The 19506-nt window shown below is 74.7% G+C and carries 17 protein-coding genes and 1 pseudogene; 12 read left to right on the plus strand and 6 right to left on the minus strand.

Annotated features, from left to right (window positions below; all coding sequences use genetic code 11):
• Nucleotides 1–322 precede the first annotated feature (322 nt).
• Complete coding sequence (locus ABZ234_RS04395) at nt 323–1954, plus strand: serine/threonine-protein kinase (protein WP_355011021.1); 1632 nt, start codon at nt 323–325, stop codon at nt 1952–1954.
• A 29-nt stretch (nt 1955–1983) separates the two neighbouring features.
• On the plus strand, nt 1984–2382 hold the full coding sequence (locus tag ABZ234_RS04400) for a spore-associated protein A (RefSeq protein ID WP_355011022.1): 399 nt from the start codon (nt 1984–1986) through the stop codon (nt 2380–2382).
• Nucleotides 2383–2436: 54 nt separating this feature from the next.
• Here the strand turns inward: ABZ234_RS04400 and ABZ234_RS04405 are convergent, their stop codons facing one another.
• Entirely contained in the window at nt 2437–3219 is a 783-nt protein-coding gene (locus ABZ234_RS04405; protein WP_355011023.1) for a DUF4184 family protein, read from the minus strand.
• A 190-nt stretch (nt 3220–3409) separates the two neighbouring features.
• Nucleotides 3410–4240 carry a transporter substrate-binding domain-containing protein gene (locus ABZ234_RS04410; RefSeq protein ID WP_355011024.1) on the minus strand — a complete coding sequence of 277 codons (831 nt, stop codon included), beginning with the start codon at nt 4238–4240 and terminating at the stop codon, nt 3410–3412.
• Between the two features lie 207 nt (nt 4241–4447).
• On the opposite strand from ABZ234_RS04410, the gene ABZ234_RS04415 reads away from it, so the two are divergent.
• The 8 genes from ABZ234_RS04415 (at nt 4448) to ABZ234_RS04450 (ending at nt 14747) form a co-directional block, all read left to right on the plus strand.
• Nucleotides 4448–6373 carry a methylmalonyl-CoA mutase subunit beta gene (locus ABZ234_RS04415; RefSeq protein WP_355011025.1) on the plus strand — a complete coding sequence of 642 codons (1926 nt, stop codon included), beginning with the start codon at nt 4448–4450 and terminating at the stop codon, nt 6371–6373.
• On the plus strand, nt 6370–8595 hold the full coding sequence (scpA, locus tag ABZ234_RS04420) for a methylmalonyl-CoA mutase (RefSeq protein ID WP_352983140.1): 2226 nt from the start codon (nt 6370–6372) through the stop codon (nt 8593–8595). Before ABZ234_RS04415 ends, scpA begins: the two co-directional genes overlap by 4 nt.
• A 62-nt stretch (nt 8596–8657) precedes the next feature.
• A complete protein-coding gene (meaB, locus tag ABZ234_RS04425; RefSeq protein WP_355011026.1) occupies nt 8658–9701 on the plus strand; it encodes a methylmalonyl Co-A mutase-associated GTPase MeaB in 1044 nt (347 codons plus the stop codon).
• Nucleotides 9702–10051: 350 nt separating this feature from the next.
• Entirely contained in the window at nt 10052–10423 is a 372-nt protein-coding gene (locus ABZ234_RS04430) for an STAS domain-containing protein (RefSeq protein ID WP_267947713.1), read from the plus strand.
• An 11-nt stretch (nt 10424–10434) separates the two neighbouring features.
• A complete protein-coding gene (locus ABZ234_RS04435; protein WP_355011027.1) occupies nt 10435–11154 on the plus strand; it encodes a class I SAM-dependent methyltransferase in 720 nt (239 codons plus the stop codon).
• 136 nt (nt 11155–11290) lie between these two features.
• Nucleotides 11291–11689, plus strand: a complete 399-nt coding sequence (locus ABZ234_RS04440; RefSeq protein WP_267947715.1) for a MerR family transcriptional regulator — start codon at nt 11291–11293, stop codon at nt 11687–11689.
• Nucleotides 11686–12018, plus strand: coding sequence for a thioredoxin family protein (locus tag ABZ234_RS04445; protein ID WP_276567183.1), 333 nt, complete (start codon nt 11686–11688; stop codon nt 12016–12018). Before ABZ234_RS04440 ends, ABZ234_RS04445 begins: the two co-directional genes overlap by 4 nt.
• Nucleotides 12019–12296: 278 nt before the next feature.
• The gene (locus tag ABZ234_RS04450; protein ID WP_355011028.1) at nt 12297–14747 is read left to right on the plus strand and encodes a PEP/pyruvate-binding domain-containing protein; all 2451 of its coding nucleotides are present in this window, start codon (nt 12297–12299) and stop codon (nt 14745–14747) included.
• 73 nt (nt 14748–14820) lie between these two features.
• Here the strand turns inward: ABZ234_RS04450 and ABZ234_RS04455 are convergent, their stop codons facing one another.
• On the minus strand, nt 14821–15540 hold the full coding sequence (locus ABZ234_RS04455) for a MerR family transcriptional regulator (protein ID WP_355011029.1): 720 nt from the start codon (nt 15538–15540) through the stop codon (nt 14821–14823).
• A 96-nt stretch (nt 15541–15636) separates the two neighbouring features.
• On the opposite strand from ABZ234_RS04455, the gene ABZ234_RS04460 reads away from it, so the two are divergent.
• Entirely contained in the window at nt 15637–16116 is a 480-nt protein-coding gene (locus ABZ234_RS04460; protein ID WP_355011030.1) for a DUF6194 family protein, read from the plus strand.
• Between the two features lie 206 nt (nt 16117–16322).
• On the opposite strand, the gene ABZ234_RS04465 is transcribed toward ABZ234_RS04460, so the two are convergent.
• Together ABZ234_RS04465 and ABZ234_RS04470 are read right to left on the minus strand one after the other, a co-directional pair.
• Nucleotides 16323–16979, minus strand: coding sequence for a hypothetical protein (locus tag ABZ234_RS04465; RefSeq protein WP_355011031.1), 657 nt, complete (start codon nt 16977–16979; stop codon nt 16323–16325).
• 10 nt (nt 16980–16989) lie between these two features.
• Nucleotides 16990–17370 carry a hypothetical protein gene (locus ABZ234_RS04470; RefSeq protein ID WP_355011032.1) on the minus strand — a complete coding sequence of 127 codons (381 nt, stop codon included), beginning with the start codon at nt 17368–17370 and terminating at the stop codon, nt 16990–16992.
• Between the two features lie 307 nt (nt 17371–17677).
• Here ABZ234_RS04470 and ABZ234_RS04475 point away from each other — a divergent pair, with 307 nt between their 5' ends.
• On the plus strand, nt 17678–18661 hold the full coding sequence (locus ABZ234_RS04475; RefSeq protein WP_355011033.1) for a LacI family DNA-binding transcriptional regulator: 984 nt from the start codon (nt 17678–17680) through the stop codon (nt 18659–18661).
• A gap of 549 nt (nt 18662–19210) precedes the next feature.
• Here the strand turns inward: ABZ234_RS04475 and ABZ234_RS04480 are convergent.
• Nucleotides 19211–19372: pseudogene (locus ABZ234_RS04480) on the minus strand (BldC family transcriptional regulator); the annotation flags it as partial.
• Nucleotides 19373–19506 lie beyond the last annotated feature (134 nt).

The raw sequence follows: 19506 nt of genomic DNA on the forward strand, positions 1-19506 counted from the left end.
TGCGTCAGGCGCTCAACGGAGCAGGGAGAGCAGGCGGCTCTGCGACCGGTCCGGGAGACGGTACCGGCCTTCGAGACGGGCGGGATGCTAACACGGCGCCAGGACCGGCCGAAAGGGCGCCGTGCGACGTACGGGCCCGGGACCGCCCCGCGCCCTGCGGCCCGGCCGGACCCGGTCACAGGACTCTTCTCGCAGGTGGAAACGCCCTGCCGTACCGCCGCTCCGGGGGCGGCGCTAAGATGCCTTGTCCGGTTGATTCTCCGACGCCCCCTGCCTCCGAAGCGTCGATCCCGGCCCCACGCACCCTCACCTGTGAGCCACCATGTCTCCCGCACGCCCCTCCGCGTCGCTTCCGGCGACGGCCACGAACCTGCTGCCCCAGGACCCCGCCTCGGTCGGTCCCTACACGCCGCTCAAGAGGCTGGGCGCCGGGGGCATGGGTGTGGTGTACGCGGCCCGCGCCGACGACGGCGAGCTCGTCGCGGTCAAGGTCGTCCACCCCGAGTACGCGGCGGATCCGGAGTTCCGGGACCGTTTCGCCCGCGAGGTGGAGATGCTCTCGCGGGTCGGCGGTGCCTGCGCGGTCCCCCTGCTCGCCGCCGACACCCGCGGGGAGCAGCCGTGGCTGGCCACGCCGCTCATCCGCGGCCTCACCCTCTCCGCGTACCTGAAGGAGAACGGGGGGCCGCTGCCGGAGGGCCTCCAGTACGGCCTGGCCGTCGGCATCGCCGAGGCGCTCGCGCAGATCCACGCCTCCGGGGTGGTGCACCGCGACCTCAAGCCCGCCAACATCATCCTGTCCCCCGAGGGCCCGAGGGTCCTGGACTTCGGCATCGCCCGGGCCCTGGACCAGACGGCGCTCACCCGCACCGGTTCGCTGCTGGGGTCGGCGGGCTGGATCAGCCCGGCCCACTACCGGGGCGAGCCGATCAGCACCGCGGACGACATCTTCGCCTGGGGCGCCCTGGTGGCCTACGCGGCGACCGGCCGTCCCCCGTTCGGCGGCGGCGACCCGGCGGCCGTCGCGCACCGGGTGCTGAGCGGGGAACCCGACATGGAGGGCTTCTCCGGGCCGCTCGCGGACCTGGCCCGGCGGGCCCTGTCCAAGGACGCCGGGCGCAGGCCCGGCGCCCTGGCCCTCGTGACCGGGGTGATGGCGGCGGCGAACCTGGGCGGAACCCCGGTCACCCGGCCGCAGGGGGCGGGTGACGCCGTGGCCACCACGCTCCACGCGGGCTGGCACGGCGTGCACATGCCGCGGGAGCGCGAGGTCACGGTTCCCCGCAGGACCTCCCGGGGACGGCGTTCCGGGGCGTGGTCCGTGCTCGCCGTCGCCGCGGCCCTGTTCCTGCTCGCGGGGGCGGCCGTCGGAGGCGCCGCCGTGGCGGGCGACTGGGACTCGCTGCCCGTCGCGGCCTGGTTCGACGGCGGTGCGGCGGAGGCGGCCGGGAGCGACGACGGACCCTCCGGGGGCGAGCGCCGCTCCGGTGCGGCGGTCCGGGAGGACGGGGAGGACCCGTCGCCCTCCGAGGAGCCCGCCGCGGGGGCTTCGGACGACGCGGCGGGCGCCGGTGAGGACGGCTCCGGCGGCGGGGGAGAGACCGCCACCGCGACCGCCGTGGTCGGGGCCGGGGTCGGCGCGAGCGGTTCGCAGCCCTCCGGGGACCACGTCGTGGCCTTCCAGCCCTCCGGCGGCTCCGCCCGGTACGCGCTCCTCGACGGCGCGACCGTGCTGTGCGCGTGGAGCTTCTGCCAGGACGGCGCCGGGGCGGTCGGCGACGGCGAGGCCGGGACCGTGTCCTCCAGCCCGTCGGCGCTCACCGGCTACGTGAACCAGGGCAGCCGCACGATCCGGGCCGAGGTCACCTACACGACCGCCGACGACGGCACCGTCACCATCACCCGCCTGGTGGAGCAGCACCGCGCCGGCGGTTCCGGCACGCCGCCGTGGTAGCCGGGCAGATCGCAACCGTGAGGAGAGACATGTCGAGGACCCTGGTCCGCAGGGCCGCCGCCGCGCTGGGGCTGGCGCTGGCTGCGACCGCCCTCACCGCGGCCCCCGCCTCGGCCGCGTACGGCGGCCAGTGCGGGAGCGGCTACAGGGAGGTCAACAAGACCTCCATCAGCGGGGGGACGGTCCACCTCACGTACAACAACTCCAACGGCCGCAACTGCGTCGTGGTCGCGCGGTCGAACCCCGGCTCCGCGATGGACATGGACGCAGCCCTCAAGCGCAGCGACTCCGCTTCGTGGCAGACCGACCCGGGGAACTTCACGGAGTACGCCGGCCCGGTCTACCTGGACGCGGCCGGTCAGTGCGTGGACTGGGGCGGCGTGATCGGCGGGGAGTGGGTCGTCCGCACCGGCACCAACTGCGGCTGACCCCGGCACGGCGGCTCCCCCGAACGGGCTCCCGCACGAGGGGCGGTTCCCGTGTCAGGGGCCTCCCGCCCGTGTCGCCGGGACGAACCGCCCCCACCACGCGGCCGTCCACGCGGTGAGACCGAGCGCGGTGCCCGTGACCGCGCCGACGAGCAGACAGCGCACCAGGTCGTAGCCGCTCGCCGCCGCCCGCTCGGACAGGCCGTTCAGCGCGGCGCCCGCCACCGCGCACACGGCGACGGCGGCGAGCGCGGCGGTGCGCACACGCGGTGCGGGGAGGCCGCGCGTGCGGTCCGTGCCGGGTCCGCACGCTCCGGGGGAGGCGTCCCCCTTCCCGGGCCGACCGCGCCTCCGCCACGCCCACCACGCCAGGACCGCCAGGCCCAGGGCGGAACTCGCGTACATGAGCACGTTGTAGAGCAGGTGCGGACCCACGACCTGTGCGCTCAGCAGCGGCCAGGCCCGGACGAGGGCGCCCCCGGTCTGTGTGAAGGCGTCCCAGGCCATGTGGGTGGCCGCGCCCACGGCGAGGGCGGCCGCGGCGAGTGCCGCCGCGTGTACCGGCCGCCCGGCTCCGGCCCCGCCGGCCCCCGGCGCTCGGCCCGCCAGGGCGTGCAGAGGGGGCCGGAGGGCATACGTGTACACCGCCAGCACGGCGCCGCCGAGAAGGACGTCCAGCCACAGCCCGGCGGGCGTGTGCGTGGTCGTCGCGGAAAGGGGCAGCGGCAGGTAGTAGGGCAGGTCGGGCACGACCGATCCGACCACCAGCGCGGCCGGGGGGAGCCGGGTGCGCGCAAGGGGCAGCACGGCCGCGACGTGGCTGAGGGTGAAGGGCACGGCGGTAGGCTACCGGGCTCCCGCACGGGCTCCGGGGCAGGACGAGCGGTCCTCCGGAAGGGCGGCCGGGCGGGTGGGACCCGGTGTTCCGGCGCCCCCGGGGAGAGGGGGGCGGGCGCGGTCGCGCCGCCCGGCCACAGGGGACCGCGCCCGAGCCGCGCCCGAGCCCCGGCGACCCCGGCCGCCGGGGTCAGAGCTCCACGTCCTCGCCGAACCACGGTTCGACGATCCCGTCCCAGGTGCCGTCGTTGAGGGCGATGTTCAGCCACTGGTCGACGTAGTGCTTCAGGACCTCGTCGCCGAGGGGCAGCATGAAGGCCTTCTCGAAGTAGTCGAAGGGCTCGTCCGGGTGGACCGCGCACAGTTCCTCGTGCTCGTTGGCCGCCCAGAGCGTCTCGGACGCGTCGGTGGTCATGACGTCGGCGTTGCCCGCGATGATCTCCTCGAAGACAGTGTTGTTGTCGTGGCGGATGAGCTCCCCCTCGGGGTAGTGCTCCTCGGCGAAGACCTCGTTGGTCCCCCCGCTGGGCATGATCGAGCGGACGCCCGGCTGGTTGATCTGCTCGATCGTCCGGTAGTCGTCGACGTTCTCGCACAGGGTGATGGGCGTCTTGCCGTCCTCCATGAGCGCCGCGGAGAAGTACACCTGCCGGGCGCGCTCTGTGCTGATCGAGATGCCGCCCGCGGCGATGTCGCAGGAGCTGAGGAAGTCGCCCATCAGGTCGTCCCAGCTGGTCCGGACCCACTCGACCTCCACGCCCATGTCGTCGGCGAGATCGCGTGCCATGTCGACGTCGATCCCGGTGAAATCGCCCGTCGCGGGGTCGAGGTAGGTGAAGGGCCGGTAGTCGCCGGTGGTGCACACGCGCAGCGTGCCGCTCTCCAGGATCTCGTCGAGCCGGCTCCCGGAGACCTGTTCCCCGTCGGGGGCGTTCCCGGTGCCGCCGGTGTCGGCGGCGGAGCATCCCGTGGCGAGTGCGACGGCCGCGAGGGCGGTGAGGGTGGTGGCGCGGGTCTTCACTGGGTCTCCTCCGTGTTCCGTCCCGCGGACCGCGGGGGCGGGCCGCGCGGGACGCCGTGTGACCCGCGTCATGCTACCGACGGCGGTCTCCGCCCGGCCGCCGCGTCCGGCCGCCGCGTCCGGCCGCCGCGTTCGGCCGCCGCGCGGACACGCCCGGCACGGGCCCCGGAGCCCCGCGACCGAACGCCGTTCTCTACCATCCGGTGTATGGACGTCCCTGAGAGCGGGGCCGCCGGAACCGGCGCCCCGAACCTGGCCGAAGGGTTTCCCGACGCCACCCCACAAAGGTGGCGGGAACTCGTCGCGGGGGTGCTGCGCAAGAGCGGTGTCCCCGAGGAGAAGCTCGCCGACGCACCCGAGTCGGCGCTGGCCACGCACACCTACGACGGGTTCGACATCGAGCCCCTCTACACCTCGGAGCCCCCGGCCGCGGACCCGGGCTTCCCGGGACTGCCCCCCTTCACCCGCGGCTACCGGCCCGGCGGCAGCGGGCCCGACGGCTGGGACATCCGCGCCCGCCACACCGACGCCGACCCGGCCGTCCTCCGCCGCCGGCTGCACGCCGACCTCATGAACGGTGTCGGCTCGCTGTGGATCGCCGTCGGCGGCGCGGGCCTGCCGCCCCCGGCGCTCGGGGAGGCCCTCGCCGACGTCCACCTCGACCTCGCGCCCGTCGTCCTGGAACCCGGCGCCGACCACGCCGACGCCGCGGCGGCGCTGCTCGGCGCGCACGCGGACGCGGGGGTGCCCGACGGCCGGATCGTCTCCCACCTCGGTATCGACCCCCTGACCGTGGCGGCGCGCGCGGGCGAGCGGCCCGACGTCATGGACCCGGCCCGCCTCGCCGCCGAACTCTCCCGGGAACGCCCCGGCCTGGGCCTGTTCGTCGCGGACGGCACCCTCGTCCACAACGCGGGCGGCTCGGACGCGCAGGAGCTGGGGTTCGCGATCGCCGCGGGCACCGCCTACCTGCGGGCCCTGCACGCGGCCGGGCTGGACGTCGCCGAGGCGGCCTCCCGGATCGGCTTCCGCCTGGCCGCGAACGCCGACCAGTTCAGCGTCATCGCCAAGCTGAGGGCGGTCCGCGGCATGTGGAACCAGGTGCTCGCCGCCAGCGGGGTGCCCGCCGGCCGGCGCTCCATGAGCCTGCACGCCGCCACGTCCGAGGCGATGATGACCCGCCGCGACGCGCACGTGAACATGCTGCGCACCACCGTGGCGTGTTTCGCGGCCGGGGTCGGCGGCGCGGACGCGGTCACCGTCGCCCCGTTCGACTCGGCCGTGGGCCTGCCGGACGACTTCGCCCGCCGCATCGCCCGCAACACCCAGTCGCTCCTGATCGAGGAGTCGCACCTGGCGCGGGTGATCGACCCGGCCGGGGGCTCGTTCTACGTGGAGGCCCTGACCGGAGACCTGTACCGGACGGGCTGGGAGTTCTTCCAGGAGCTCGAGGCGGCGGGCGGCGCGGCCGAGGCCGTCGCGGACGGCTCGCTGCGCGAGCGCGTCGACCAGGTGTGGGAGCGCCGCCGCCGCGACCTCGCGCACCGGAGGTCGCCGCTGACAGGGGTCAGCGAGTACCCCGACCCGGCCGAGAAGCGCCTGGTCCGCGAGCCCGACCCGGCCGCGGTGGCCGGGACCTGGTTCCCGGTCCGCCGGTACGCCGCGGACTTCGAGGCGCTGCGGGACCGCGGCGACGCGCAGGAGGCGAGGACGGGGACGCGTCCGACGGCGTTCCTGGCCACGCTCGGGCCCGTCGCGGTGCACACGGCCCGCGCGTCGTTCACCGCGAACCTCCTCGCCGCGGGCGGCGTGGGGGTGCATGAACCCGGACCGCTGGCCGACGCCGACGCCGCCGCCGGGGCGTTCGCCGCCTCCGGGTGCAGGGTCGCGGTGATCTGCTCCTCGGACAGGGTGTACGGCGAGCAGGCCGAGGCGGTCGCGCGGGCGCTGAAGGGCGCCGGGGCCCGCAGGGTGCTGCTCGCGGGACCGCCGCGCGACGCCTACCGCGAGGCCGGGGTGGACGCCTTCGCCCACCGGGGCTGCGACGCGGTCGCCCTGCTCACGGACCTGGTCGACGTCCTGGCCACCGAGCCGCCCGTTCCACCCGCGAAAGCCCAGGGGGCGCACGCATGATCCCCGACTTCTCCGCCGTCGCCCCGGAACCGTCCGGCGCCGTCCCCACCGCTCCCGCCGCCTGGCGGGAGGCCGTCGAGTCCGCCACCGGCAAGGCCGCGGACGCCCTGGAGTGGGAGACCCCCGAGGGCATCGCCGTCAAACCCCTGTACACCTCCGCGGACCGCGCGGGCCTGGAGTTCGTGGACGGCCTCCCCGGCATCCCGCCGTACCTGCGCGGCCCGTATCCGACCATGTACGTCAACCAGCCCTGGACCATCCGCCAGTACGCCGGCTTCTCCACCGCCCAGGAGTCCAACGCCTTCTACCGGCGCAACCTCGCCGCCGGGCAGAAGGGGCTCTCCGTCGCCTTCGACCTGGCCACCCACCGCGGCTACGACTCCGACCACCCCCGGGTGGCGGGCGACGTCGGCATGGCGGGCGTGGCCATCGACTCCATCTACGACATGCGCCAGCTGTTCGACGGCATCCCGTTGGACCGGATGAGCGTGTCCATGACGATGAACGGGGCGGTGCTGCCCGTCCTGGCGCTGTACATCGTCGCCGCGGAGGAGCAGGGCGTCCCCCCGGAGAAGCTGTCCGGGACCATCCAGAACGACATCCTCAAGGAGTTCATGGTCCGCAACACCTACATCTACCCGCCGCAGCCCTCGATGCGGATCATCTCCGACATCTTCGCGTTCACGTCGCAGCGGATGCCGCGCTTCAACTCCATCTCCATCTCCGGCTACCACATGCAGGAGGCCGGGGCCACGGCCGACCTGGAACTGGCGTACACCCTCGCGGACGGCGTCGAGTACATCCGCGCCGGCCGGAGGTCCGGGCTGGACGTGGACGCCTTCGCCCCGCGCCTCTCGTTCTTCTGGGCGATCGGCATGAACTTCTTCATGGAGGTCGCCAAGCTCCGCGCCGCGCGCCTGCTGTGGGCGCGCCTGGTCAGGGACCTCGGCGCGACCGGGGACAAGTCGCTGAGCCTGCGCACCCACTCCCAGACCTCGGGCTGGTCGCTCACCGCCCAGGACGTGTTCAACAACGTGGCCCGCACGTGCGTGGAGGCGATGGCCGCCACCCAGGGGCACACCCAGTCGCTGCACACCAACGCCCTGGACGAGGCCCTGGCCCTGCCCACGGACTTCTCCGCGCGGATCGCCCGCAACACCCAGCTGCTGCTCCAGCAGGAGTCCGGCACCACGCGGGTCGTGGACCCGTGGGGCGGCAGCTACTACGTCGAACGCCTCACCCAGGAGCTGGCGGCGAAGGCGTGGGCGCACATCCGCGAGGTGGAGGGCGCGGGCGGCATGGCCGCCGCGATCGACGCCGGCCTGCCCAAGATGCGCATCGAGGAGGCCGCCGCGCGCACCCAGGCGCGCATCGACTCGGGCCGCCAGCCCGTGATCGGCGTCAACAAGTACCGCCCCGACACGGCCGACGAGATCGACGTCCTCAAGGTCGACAACTCCAGCGTGCGCGCCCAGCAGCTGGACAAGCTGCGCCGCCTGCGCGAGGAGCGGGACGAGGACGGGGTTCGCCGCGCCCTGGCCGCTCTCACGGAGGCGGCGGGACGCGAGTCCAGGGCGGACGAGTCCCTGACGAACAACCTCCTGGCCGCGGCCGTGGACGCGGCACGCGCCAAGGCCACCGTCGGCGAGATCTCCGACGCCATGGAGAAGGTCTTCGACCGCCACTCGGGGCAGATCCGTACGATTCAGGGTGTGTACAGGAACGAGGCCGCCGGCAGCGCGGACGCGGCCGGGCTCATGGAGCGCGTGAGCCGGAGGGTGGACGAGTTCACGGAGGCGGAGGGCCGCCGCCCCCGGATCCTGGTCGCCAAGATGGGGCAGGACGGCCACGACCGCGGCCAGAAGGTCATCGCGACCGCGTTCGCCGACCTGGGCTTCGACGTGGACGTCGGTCCGCTGTTCCAGACCCCGGCCGAGGTCGCCGCCCAGGCCGCGGAGGCCGACGTGCACGTGGTCGGCGTGTCCTCGCTGGCGGCGGGGCACCTGACCCTGGTGCCGGCCCTGCGCGAGGAGCTGGCCGCCCTGGAGCGGGAGGACATCATGGTCGTGGTCGGCGGGGTCGTCCCCCCGCAGGACTTCGCGGCCCTGCGCGAGGCGGGCGCGGCGGCGATCTTCCCCCCGGGGACGGTCATCGCGGAGGCCGCCGTCGACCTGCTCGACCAGTTGGAGGAGCGGCTGGGGGGCCACGGGGAGGGGCTGTAGCGGGCCGTCGGCAGCGCGGGCGGCACGGCGACGGGGGCCGAGGGGCCGGAAGGGGAGAAGGCGTGGGCGACGAGGGATCCGTACCGGGGGCGCGCGGAGGCGGGAGGCGGCCGGTCGACGTGGCCGCCCTCGCCGAGGGGGTCCTGGCCGGGCACCGGCCGACGCTGGCACGGGCGATCACCCTGGTGGAGTCACGCCGTCCGGACCACGCCCGGTCGGCCCAGGAACTCCTCGTCCGGCTGCTCCCGCACACCGGGAAGGCCCACCGCGTGGGGATCACCGGGGTGCCGGGCGTGGGCAAGTCCACCTTCGTCGACACGCTGGGCACCCGGCTGACCGGCGCCGGGCACCGCGTGGCCGTCCTCGCCGTCGACCCGTCGTCCACGCGGTCGGGCGGGAGCATCCTGGGGGACAAGACCCGGATGGCCCGCCTGGCGGTCGACCCGAACGCGTTCATCCGGCCCTCGCCCACGGCGGGGACGCTGGGCGGCGTCGCCCGGGCGACCCGGGAGACCATGCTGCTGATGGAGGCGGCCGGGTTCGACGTGGTCCTCGTCGAGACGGTGGGCGTCGGCCAGTCCGAGGTGGCCGTGGCCGCCATGGTGGACTGCTTCCTCTTCCTCACCCTGGCCCGCACGGGCGACCAGCTCCAGGGCATCAAGAAGGGCGTGCTCGAACTGGTCGACGTGGCCGCGGTCAACAAGGCCGACGGACCCCACGCCGACGACGCCCGCAAGGCGGCCCGCGAGCTGTCGCGCGCGCTGCGCCTGCTCCAGCCGGTGCACCCGGGGTGGCGCCCGCCGGTGCTGACGTGCAGCGGCCTCACCGGGGACGGGTTGGACGAGGTGTGGGAGGCGGTCCTGCGGCACCGCCGGACGCTGGAGGCCGACGGCGCCCTCGGGGAGCGCCGCCGGGACCAGGGCGTCAGCTGGATGTGGGACCAGGTGCGGGACAGGCTGATGGACTCGTTCCTGCGGGACCCGGGGGTGAGTTCCCTCATCCCGGGAACGGAGGAGGGGGTGCGCTCGGGGGAGACGACGGCGACCCTCGCGGCGCTCACCCTGCTGGAGGCCTTCACCCAGGGTGACGCTTCCCCGAAGGGGTGAACACACGGTGACCGGACCGGGGGTCTTGGCGCCGGTGCTCGACGCGGGTGCGGCCGCAGGGGCTCCATGTCGTGAAATGACCCAGCGTAAACGGGTGATACCACCTGGCCGGAGGGAGGTTCGTGCCCACGAGGCGAAAATTTCTTGCCCTATGCCATTCCCGAACGGGCGGTTCGCTTATACCGTGTGTGTCCAACGACCTACCAGACTCGCGGACGCGCAAGCGTCCTGCCCCCGGTGGTCCGGTTCTGTGGGAGTGGCGCCGGGCCGGGTGGGCGCGACTCGCCTGTCTGCGTATGGTTAAGCGAGGGACCCCTCACCATCTCAATGTGGGGCCGGGAGGAGTGAACGTGCACAGGCTTGGGCTGAGCACGCGGGTAGAGAGCCGCAGCGTCATCGTCGCGATCGAGGGAGAACTCGACATCGCGACCGCCGCCGACCTCCAGGAACACGTCCAGTCCGCCGTCAAGGACCACGGTCCGTGGCTGATCCTGGACCTGTCCGGTCTGGACTTCATGGACTCGAGCGGCCTGAACGTCATCATCAACGCCTACCGGACCGTTCGCGAGATGGGCGGATCGCTGGCACTGGCCGCCCTCAACGAACGCGTCACCAAGGTCGTCCGCCTGGTCGGCCTGCACCGCCAGGTCCCGGTCCACCAGACCGTGGCCACCGCCGTCGCTGCCATGGAGGCGCTGGAGGCCAAGCGGCAGGCCGGGTAGTCTCCGGCCGCATGAGCCGGTTTCTCCCCCCGGGTCCCGTCGACCTCTCGTGGGACCACAACAGCCACTACCACGATCACCTCCTGCGCCAGGTGCCCGGGCACGGCCCGCCCGCCGGCCGCCGGGGCGCCCCGGGGCCCTCGCGCGACGCGCTCCGCGCGCGGCCCCGGGCCCTCGACGTCGGTTGCGGCGGCGGCAGGTTCGCCCGGGTCCTCGCGACCCGGGGGTTCGCCGTGGACGCCATCGACCCGGCGAGCCGGATGATCGACCTGGCACGGACGCTGACACCGCCCCGGCTGCCGGTCGACTACAGGGTGGCCTCCCTGGAGGAGGCCGAACTGGACCCGGCGGGGTACGGGTTCGTCAGCGCGGTCTCCAGCATCCACCACATGCCGTTCGGGCCGTCCCTCGAACGGATGGCGTCCGCCCTCGCCCCCGGCGGGACCCTGGCCGTCCTCGGCCACTACCGGGAGCGCGGCGGGACCGACGCGGCCGTGGGCCTGGCCGCGCTCGGCCCGCAGTGGGCGATCGGCGTCGGCCTGGGACTGGCGCGCGTCCTCACCGGCACGCCCGACCTGCACAAGGTGGGGCCCACGGCCGAGATGCCCGTCCGCGAGCCCGACATGGACATGGGCCAGATCGCCGAGGCGGTCGACAGGCACCTGCCCGGGGCCCGGCTGCGCAGGCTGCTGTTCTGGCGGTACTCGCTGGTGTACCACCGCCCCGCCTGAACCCGGGGCCCCGCCCCCGGCCCTCCTCCCGTCCCGGCCCCGGCACTCCTCCCGGCCCCGCCCCGGCCGCTGCAGGAGCGGACGGGCCCCGAACTCCCTTGCCCTGACGCGGACGTCAAGGTCTAGCGTGGCGTCCATGCGCATCGGAGAGTTCGCGGAACGCGCGGGGGTCAGCACGAGGACCCTGCGGTACTACGAGTCCCGGGGGCTGCTCCCCACCCGCCGCGCGGTCAACGGCTACCGCGTCTACGACGACGAGGACCTGCGGCTGGTGGAGCAGATCCGCACGCTCCAGGACTTCGGCTTCGGACTGGAGGAGACCCGGCCGTTCGTGGAGTGCCTGCGGGAGGGCAACCCGACAGGGGATTCCTGCCCCGCCTCGCTCGACGTCTACCGGGACAAACTGGCCGAGCTCGACGCGCTGATCGGACGGCTGGGGGCGGTACGCGCCCAGGTGGGCGCACAGCTGGCCCGGGCCGAGGCGGACAGGTCCGCCGCGCCCGAGCCGCTGTGCCAGACGAGGGGACACGGATGAACGGTACGACGGGGCTGGACGAGGTCACGGACGCGACCTTCGACGACGAGGTGCTGGGGGCGGACCGGCCGGTCCTGGTGGAGTTCACCTCCGACCACTGCCCGCCGTGCAGGCAGATGGTGCCCGTGCTGGACGCGGTCGCCGCCGAGACGGCCGGCCGGATCAGGGTGGTCAGGCTGGACGTCGGCGCCAACCCCGGGACCACGCGCGCCTACCGGGTGATGGGGACGCCCACGATGCTCGTCTTCCGCGACGGCGCGCCCGTGATGACGATGGTCGGGGCCCGTTCCAGGCGCCGCCTCCTCCAGGAGCTGGAGGACGTGCGGTGAGGCCGGGCCGCCCGTACCCCCTCCGGTACGGGCGGCCCCGGTCCGTCCGCGGCTCCCGCGGATTCCGCGGTGTCGTGCCTTCCGGGCCGCCGCCCTCCCCTCGCCGTGCGCGGCGGAGCCGCCCCCTCCCGGGGGAGCCGGGGGCGGGGCCCTCCCGTCCCGGCCCGCCCGGCGGCGGGGGAGGGGGCGACGACCCGAACCCGTCCTGTGGAAAACCCGGTGCACCCCCCCTCCCGCGGGGAAGGACGGAGGAGGACGGGAAGACGGAGGTGACGGCCGTGCCGGTGATTCCACTGGATCGGATCGACGCGGACCCGGCCGGGCCGGTCGGCGGCAAGGCCGCCGGGCTCGGCGAGGTGATCAGGGCGGGTGAGAGGGTTCCACCCGGCTTCTGCGTGACCGCCGCGGCGCACGCCTCCGGGGCGGTGCCCGAGGACGAGGTGGCCGCCGCGTACACGGCACTCGGCGGCGGACCCGTGGCCGTCCGGTCGAGCGCCACCGCCGAGGACCTGCCGGAAGCCTCCTTCGCCGGACAGCAGGACACCTACCTCGACGTCGAGGGCGTCGAGGACGTGCTCGACGCCGTCAGGCGGTGCCGGGACTCCCTGTGGACGGACCGCGCCGTCGCCTACCGGCGCGACCTCGGCATCGACGACGCCTCCGTGCGCATGGCCGTCATCGTCCAGCGCATGGTGCGCCCCCGGGCGGCCGGGGTGCTGTTCACCGCCAACCCGGTCACCGGCACCCGCGGGGAGACGGTCCTCGACGCCGTGCCGGGGCTCGGCACGGCCGTCGTGGACGGCACGGCCGAGCCCGACCACTACGTCGTCCGCCCCGACGGGAGCACCGACGGGCCCCCGGACGGCTGCCTCTCCCCCGGGGAGGTGGACGGGCTCCGGGCCGCGGGCACACGGCTCCAGGCCCACTTCGGCGCTCCGCAGGACGTCGAGTGGGCCGTCGACCACGACGGGACCGCCTGGATCCTCCAGTCCCGCCCGATCACCACCCTGTTCCCCCTCCCCCCGCCCTCCGACGGGCCGCGCGCCTACCTCGAGTCCGGCAACATGCAGGGCATGCTGCGGCCCTTCACCCCCATGGGGTTCTCCGGGCTCCGGGTGGCCGGCCTCGCGTGGTTCCGCGCGGTGGGGGCGTCGAGGGGCGGCGCGTGGGAGCGGTCGGTCGCCGAGGTGGGCGGGAGGTTCTACCTCGACCTCACGCCGTTCCTGCGCAACCGGGTGATCCGGGGTCTCCTGCCGGGGCTGATGAACGTCTACGGCCCCCGGACCGCCGCGTCCGTGCGCGCGCTCCTCGCCGACCCCCGGTTCGCTCCCCGGCGCGGCGGGCGCGTCGACCCGCGCGCCGTGGCCCGGATCGTCGCCGGGGTCGCGCCGCTCACACGCGACTTCGTCGCGGGGGCGGTGACCGCCCTCGCCTTCCCCGACGACGCCAGGCGCCGGGTCCTGCGGGCCGGGCCCGAGATCCGGCGGCAGATCGCCGAGTCCTCCAGGGGCGTCGTCGCGCCAGGTGAGCGCCTGGCCTTCGCGGAGGGGGTCCAGGTCCCGGTGATGACGGGCGGTATGACCCCCATGCTGGGGGCCTTGTACACCGGCATCCTCTCCGCCAAGGCACCCGAGCTCCTGCTCCGGGGCGTGGCGGCCCCGGGGGAGGTCGCCACCGTCCTCGGGGGCATGCCGCACAACATCACCACGGAGATGGACCTGGCGCTGTGGCGCCTCGCGGAGGAGGCCGGCCCCCACCGAGCCCTGCTCGGGGAGACGCCCCCCGGGCGGCTGGCCGAGCTGTACCGCGCCGGGGAGCTGCCCGAGTTCGGGCTCGGCGGCTTCCTGGAACGCTACGGCCACCGGGGCGCGGCCGAGATCGACGTCGGCGTGCCCCGCTGGGCGGAGGACCCCGCGCCGCTGTTCGGGGTGATCGCCAACTACCTGCGGGTGGACGACCCCGACCAGGCGCCGGACCGGCGCTTCGCCCGCGCGGCGGCGGAGGCCGAACGCATGCGGGACGAGCTGGTGTGCCGCGCGATGGAGTCCAGACCGGTGCGGGCCCGGTTGGCCGCGTTCTTCTTCGACCGGGCGCGCGCACTGTCCGGACTCCGCGAGTACCCCAAGTTCGCGTGGCTGTTCGCGATCGGGGAGATGCGGCGCCAGCTCCTCCTGGTCGGGGAGGCCCTGGTGGCCGAGGGGAGGCTGGACGCTCCCGACGACATCATGTTCCTCGACCTGGAGGAGGCCCGGGCGGCGCTGGACGGGGCGGACCGGCGACAGCTCGTCGCCGAGCGCCGGGCGGTGTACACGCGGGAGCGGCGGCGCCGCAGGGTGCCCCCCGTGCTGCTGTCCGACGGGACGGACGTGGAGACGACCCTCCCCGCCCTCTCCACGGGGGACGCGGGAGACGGTGTGCTGGTCGGGGTGGCCGCGTCCGCCGGCACCGCGACGGGTGTGGCCCGGGTGGTCCACGACCCGGTCGGGGCGTCGCTGGGGCCGGGGGAGATCCTGGTCGCGCCCACCACCGACCCGGGATGGACACCGCTGTTCATGACCGCGGGCGGGGTGGTGGTGGAGACCGGTTCGACGGTGGCGCACGGACCGACCGTGGCCCGGGAGTACGGCATCCCCTGCGTGATCTGCGTGCCCGGCGTCACCGAGCTGGTCCGTGACGGAGGGACCATCACGATCGACGGCGGCGCGGGCACGATCCGGCTGGAGGACTGAGGAACGGGGGGCGGGGGGAGGGGAGGGGGCGGGGGACCCCCACCCCCGTGGCCGGCGGCGCACGGGGCCCGCTTCACCCGCGCCGGTCCCCGCCCGCCCCGGGAGGCCGCTCCCCCACCCGGACGACGAGCGCGGCGAGGGCGGCGGCGCCGTCGAGGAGGGACCTCGACCGGGCATCGATGCTCGCGTCCCGGGCGTCCAGCGCGGTCGCCACCTCCTCCCACCGGCGGGCGCGCCGCAGTTCGGGCATCATCGCCCGCAGCGTGGCGACACGGTAGCCGGACAGGCGCAGCTGATGGACGATCCGCGCGTCACGGACGTCGTCGGGGAGGTACCGCCGCGGACCGCGCGGTGAGGAGCGGGGCGGCGCGACGAGGCCTTCGGCCTCCCAGTGCCGCAGTGTCGAGGGGCGCACGCCGAGTGCGGCGGCGAGCTCGGAGATGCCCATGGCGTCCGAGGGGCGCACGTCACCGATCGGTTCGGCGGAGATCAGGCCGGCGGCCGTCCTGGCCAGAGCGAGGTCCCGGCGCTCGGTGTGGAGCCGCGCGTGCGCCGCGTCGAGCAGTGCGAGCGGTTCCGAGCCGGGGCCCGCGTGCACCGCCCGCATGATCCTTTTTGCCTCCACGGGCCCCGTGCCGTGCGCGAGAGCCCGGTAGGCGAGCGCGGAACCCACGTGCGACGCGTCGTAGACCCGGTAGCCGGACCCGGTGCGCGGCACCGGCGGCAGCACACCGTCCCGTTCGAGGTTGCGCACCTGTTGGACCGAGTACCCGGCACGGCGTGCGACGTCCACGGTTCGCAGAACAGCCGACTTGCGACTTCTCACCGGACTGCCTGGGCTTCCTTGAGGCCAAGTCTCCACAAGCACATGAAGTAAATACTAGAAGGCATGACCACAGAAGAGATCATGGAATTCGTCGGCGGCCTCGACGGGGTTCTGACCCTCCGGCCCGGGCCCGGGGACGGTTCGCCCGAGCTCAGCTGGGGCGACACGTTCTTCTACTACGCTCCCGACGGCGAGGTCCCGCGGACGACCCAGCCGTTCGCGACGATCGTGACGAAGGACTACCCGGAGGACACGTCGTCGCGCCTGGACCGCCCCGGCGCCTTCCGCCTGAACATCTCCGCCGGCAAGGACGCCTTCGTCGAGCGGACGGGACGCCAGCCGCGTGACGCGGCCGCGGACGGGGCCGACCCGAGCGAGACCGACGCCCTGATCCCCCACCCCGTCTACGGGGCGCTGGGGTGGCTGTCCGTGGTCGAACCGGGTCCGCGAACGGAGCCGGCCGTGCGGGACCTGCTGGTCACCGCCCACAGCCTGGCCCGCTCGCGCTACGAGCGGCGTGCCGGAGAGGATCCGGCCCGGTAGCGGTCACGCCCGCTCCCGGCAGCGGACCCGGCGGCCGGAGGAGGGGGCACGCCGGTCCGTCGGCGCGGGTGTCCGGGGTCGGCCGGGGCGGAGCCCGGCCGGGGGACGTCACCCGCTGCCCCGGCCCCGCACCCGCTCGGGGCGGTCACTCGGCCTCCGCCTCGGTGAACTTCTTCCGAGCCCGGCCCGCACCCGCTCGGGGGCGGTCACATGCCGCCTCCTCCTCCGTCCCCGCCTCCTCCGCCACCGCCGCCGCTGTGTCCGCCGCCGTCACCGCCGCCCCAGCCCGAACCGCCGGAGCCGCCGCCGTCGCCACCGCTCCCGCCGGTATCCGTGCCGCGGTCGCCGTACGGCACACCGCGGTCGGGGCCCGGGACGCCTGGGTCCGGAGCGCCGTACACCGGCTGCGGGCCGTACCCGGCGGAGGCCGCACGGCCCGGAGCCGCGTGGCCGGGGCTCGGCCGCCCCCGGGGACCCGGACGCGGTCGCCGTCCCGGCCCCGGGCTCGGCGCCCCCGGGTACCGGGGTCCCCGCGCCGGACCGGACCCCGCCCGCAGCAGGGCGACGACCAGCAGGACGACGGCCCCGCAGACCAGCAGGGCGTCGAGGACGTCGAGGGCCATCGGCGCGATGCCGTTGAGCAGGAGGTACCGGTCGGGAGGCAGCCCCGAGGCGATGAGTACCGGGGGGAGGAGGGCGCCGACGGCCTGGAGGAGGGCGGCGGCGAGGAACAGGGCGCCGGCGGTCCGCACCGTGCCGGGGGAGCGGGGCGCCCTGCGGGCGCGCACGAGGGCGACGACCCCGACCGCCGCGACCGGTCCCGCGACGACAACGCCGGTGACGAGGATGCTCAGGATGTACACGTCGGCCTCCTCAGGACGCCCGGTGTGTCGGAGGGACAGGGGGATGCGGCGTTCCGGGGGGACCGTGCGGGTCCGGGACGCGCCTGGTCGCCGCGACCACCAGGAGGAGCAGCCCCGCCGCGGACACGAGGCCGGGCACGAGGGAGACCAGGGTGAACAGGAGCGGGGGGACGGCGCCGTACCCGAGGTCGGTGAAGACGTAGTGGCCGCCGGCCCGGACGAGCCCGCCCAGGAGCGCTCCGACGGTGATGAGCGAGCCGCTCGCGGCCACCGGCCCCTTGCGGCCGGACGGCGCCGCGAAGGCGAGGACCAGGACCACGAGGCCGAGGAGCGCGAGCAGGAGGACGGTCAGCGCGGAGAAGAGGACGGTGAGCAGGGGGGTGCTGGACATGGGGCCTCCGAGGGGCAGGACATCCCGACCCTAACGACGGGTGTGTGCTCCGTACCCGGTTCTGGCTGATTCCGGCCACAGGGGACCGCACCGGCCTCCACCCCGGCACCGCATGCGCGTCCGGCTCCCGACCCGCGGCCCCGCCCGGCCCGCCGTTCCGCGGCCGGACTCCTCCGCGCCGGACGCCGGATTCGCCCCGGTCCACCCCGGAAACACCGGCTCCGTGCCATGATGGCGTGGCATTGCGCCGGTTCGGCGCGGTGCGTAACATCTCTTCGAACCGGTTCGACGATGGACGGGACGGCACTTGCGGATCTCCGATGTGGCCCGGCACGCCGGAGTGTCGCCCAGCACGGTCTCCTACGTCCTCAGCGGCAAGCGTTCGATCTCCGAGGCCACCACGCGCCGGGTGCGGGAGAGCATCGACGCGCTCGGCTACCAGCCCCACGCCGGCGCCCGTTCGCTCGCCAGCCGCCGGAGCAACGTGATCGCCCTGGTCATCCCGTTGCGCGAGGACGTCCACGTCCCCGTCGCGATGCGCTTCGCGGTCTCCGTGGTCACCGCGGCCCGCGCCTTCGACCACGACGTCCTCCTCCTCACCCAGGGGGAGGGGCCCGACGGGCTGCGCCGGGTCGCCGGCAGCGCGATGGTGGACGGCGTGATCGTCATGGACGTGGAGGCCGACGACGCGCGTGTGCCCGTCCTGCGCTCCCTGGACCTGCCGTCCGTCCTGATCGGGGTCCCCGAGGACACCGAGGGTCTGACCTGCGTGGACCTGGACTTCGCGGCCGCCGGTGCGGCATGCGTGCACCATCTGGCGGACCTGGGACACACCGAGGTGGCGTTCGTCGGCCAGCCCCCGTCGGTGTACGAGCGGCGCACGGGGTTCGCCGAGCGCACCGTCGCCGGGTTCGAGGAGGCGGCGGCCGAGCGCGGGGTCGTCGCCACCTCGCACCCCTGCTCCCCCGACACCGTCCGCGAGGTCGTCGGCACGCTGGTCGGGGAGCACCCCGGGGTCACCGGCCTCATCGTGCACAACGAACCCTCGGTGGGCCCGCTGCTCGAGGCGTTCGCGGAGCACGGGCGCACCGTCCCGGAGCTGTCCGTCGTCGCCATCGGGCCGGTGCCGCCCGGAGTCCCGCCGCTGACCTCGGTGGACCTCCCCGCCGAGGAGGTCGGCGCCCGTGCCGTCGGCCTGCTCATGGACAAGATCGAGGGGCCCGCGCACCCGGGGGTGACCCTCCAGGTGCCGAGGCTGACCACGAGGCAGAGCACCGCGCCCCGGCCCTGAACACCGCGCTCCCGCCCGGGGCAGAACGGCGCCGAACGGTGCGGGCCGACAATCCTTTCGGGCGAAAGGGGTCGGGCTCGCCATCCCCGGCGCCGGGCGCCGATCAAACGCGGTCGGGGGCATTGTGCGGATGGGGATGCCTGTTCGGTCACAGGATAGAGGAGAAAGGCGAGGGGGAGGCTGCTTTTCGTGGAAGAGGCGAAAAAAATCATGCCCCTTCGGATTCTCGCAGTTCAGGGAGTTCGGAAAAGAAGGAATGGTTCTCCCGTCCCTGCCCCGGCAATGCTTGGTGTCGGTATTGGCCACTTTTGTTAACAGTGTGGGGGATGGGGACCTTTTCCGGCTGTGGGCCCCGGCCACGGCCCGGGCGATGCGGCAGCGGGGCCCGGTGGTACGTGTTCCCGCCCGGCGCGGTCAGCGGTGGCCGGTGCGCAGGGTTTCGATGAGGGCCGCGATGTGTCCGGCGTCGCCCACCGCCCCGACCTCCAGTGCGAGGGCGTGGACCTGCTCCAGGGCGCGGACGACCTCGCCGCTGCCCGTCCCCGCGTGCAGGACGTGGGTGATCTGCGACCTGGGGTAGCGGCGGTGTCCGCCCAGGGTCTTGACCGAGGACAGGCGGCCGTCCTTCTCCCAGCGGGCGACGGTCTTGGGGTCCACGCGGAACAGGCGGGCGACCTCGCCGGGCGTGAGGAGGTCCTCGGCGGTGTCCATGAGGTCGGGCAGGGACGAAGGGGCGGGCACGGAGCGGTCTCCTCGGTCGGTGGGCGGTGCGGGTGCGGTTCCCGCGTCTGCGGGTGCGTCGGTGTGTCGGTGCGCGGGGATGCGGCGGCGGGGCCGTGGGGGCT

It is taken from the genome of Nocardiopsis sp. NPDC006198, from assembly GCF_040613895.1.
GTDB lineage: Bacteria > Actinomycetota > Actinomycetes > Streptosporangiales > Streptosporangiaceae > Nocardiopsis > Nocardiopsis tropica.

What these genes read in the sequence shown, in the direction of transcription:
- ABZ234_RS04395 (WP_355011021.1), top strand. Translation starts at nt 323, where the DNA reads ATGTCTCCCGCACGCCCCTCCGCGTCGCTTCCGGCGACGGCCACGAAC.
- ABZ234_RS04400 (WP_355011022.1), top strand. Translation starts at nt 1,984, where the DNA reads ATGTCGAGGACCCTGGTCCGCAGGGCCGCCGCCGCGCTGGGGCTGGCG.
- ABZ234_RS04415 (WP_355011025.1), top strand. Translation starts at nt 4,448, where the DNA reads ATGGACGTCCCTGAGAGCGGGGCCGCCGGAACCGGCGCCCCGAACCTG.
- scpA (WP_352983140.1), top strand. Translation starts at nt 6,370, where the DNA reads ATGATCCCCGACTTCTCCGCCGTCGCCCCGGAACCGTCCGGCGCCGTC.
- ABZ234_RS04435 (WP_355011027.1), top strand. Translation starts at nt 10,435, where the DNA reads ATGAGCCGGTTTCTCCCCCCGGGTCCCGTCGACCTCTCGTGGGACCAC.
- ABZ234_RS04440 (WP_267947715.1), top strand. Translation starts at nt 11,291, where the DNA reads ATGCGCATCGGAGAGTTCGCGGAACGCGCGGGGGTCAGCACGAGGACC.
- ABZ234_RS04445 (WP_276567183.1), top strand. Translation starts at nt 11,686, where the DNA reads ATGAACGGTACGACGGGGCTGGACGAGGTCACGGACGCGACCTTCGAC.
- ABZ234_RS04460 (WP_355011030.1), top strand. Translation starts at nt 15,637, where the DNA reads ATGACCACAGAAGAGATCATGGAATTCGTCGGCGGCCTCGACGGGGTT.
- ABZ234_RS04470 (WP_355011032.1), bottom strand. Translation starts at nt 17,370, where the DNA reads ATGTCCAGCACCCCCCTGCTCACCGTCCTCTTCTCCGCGCTGACCGTC.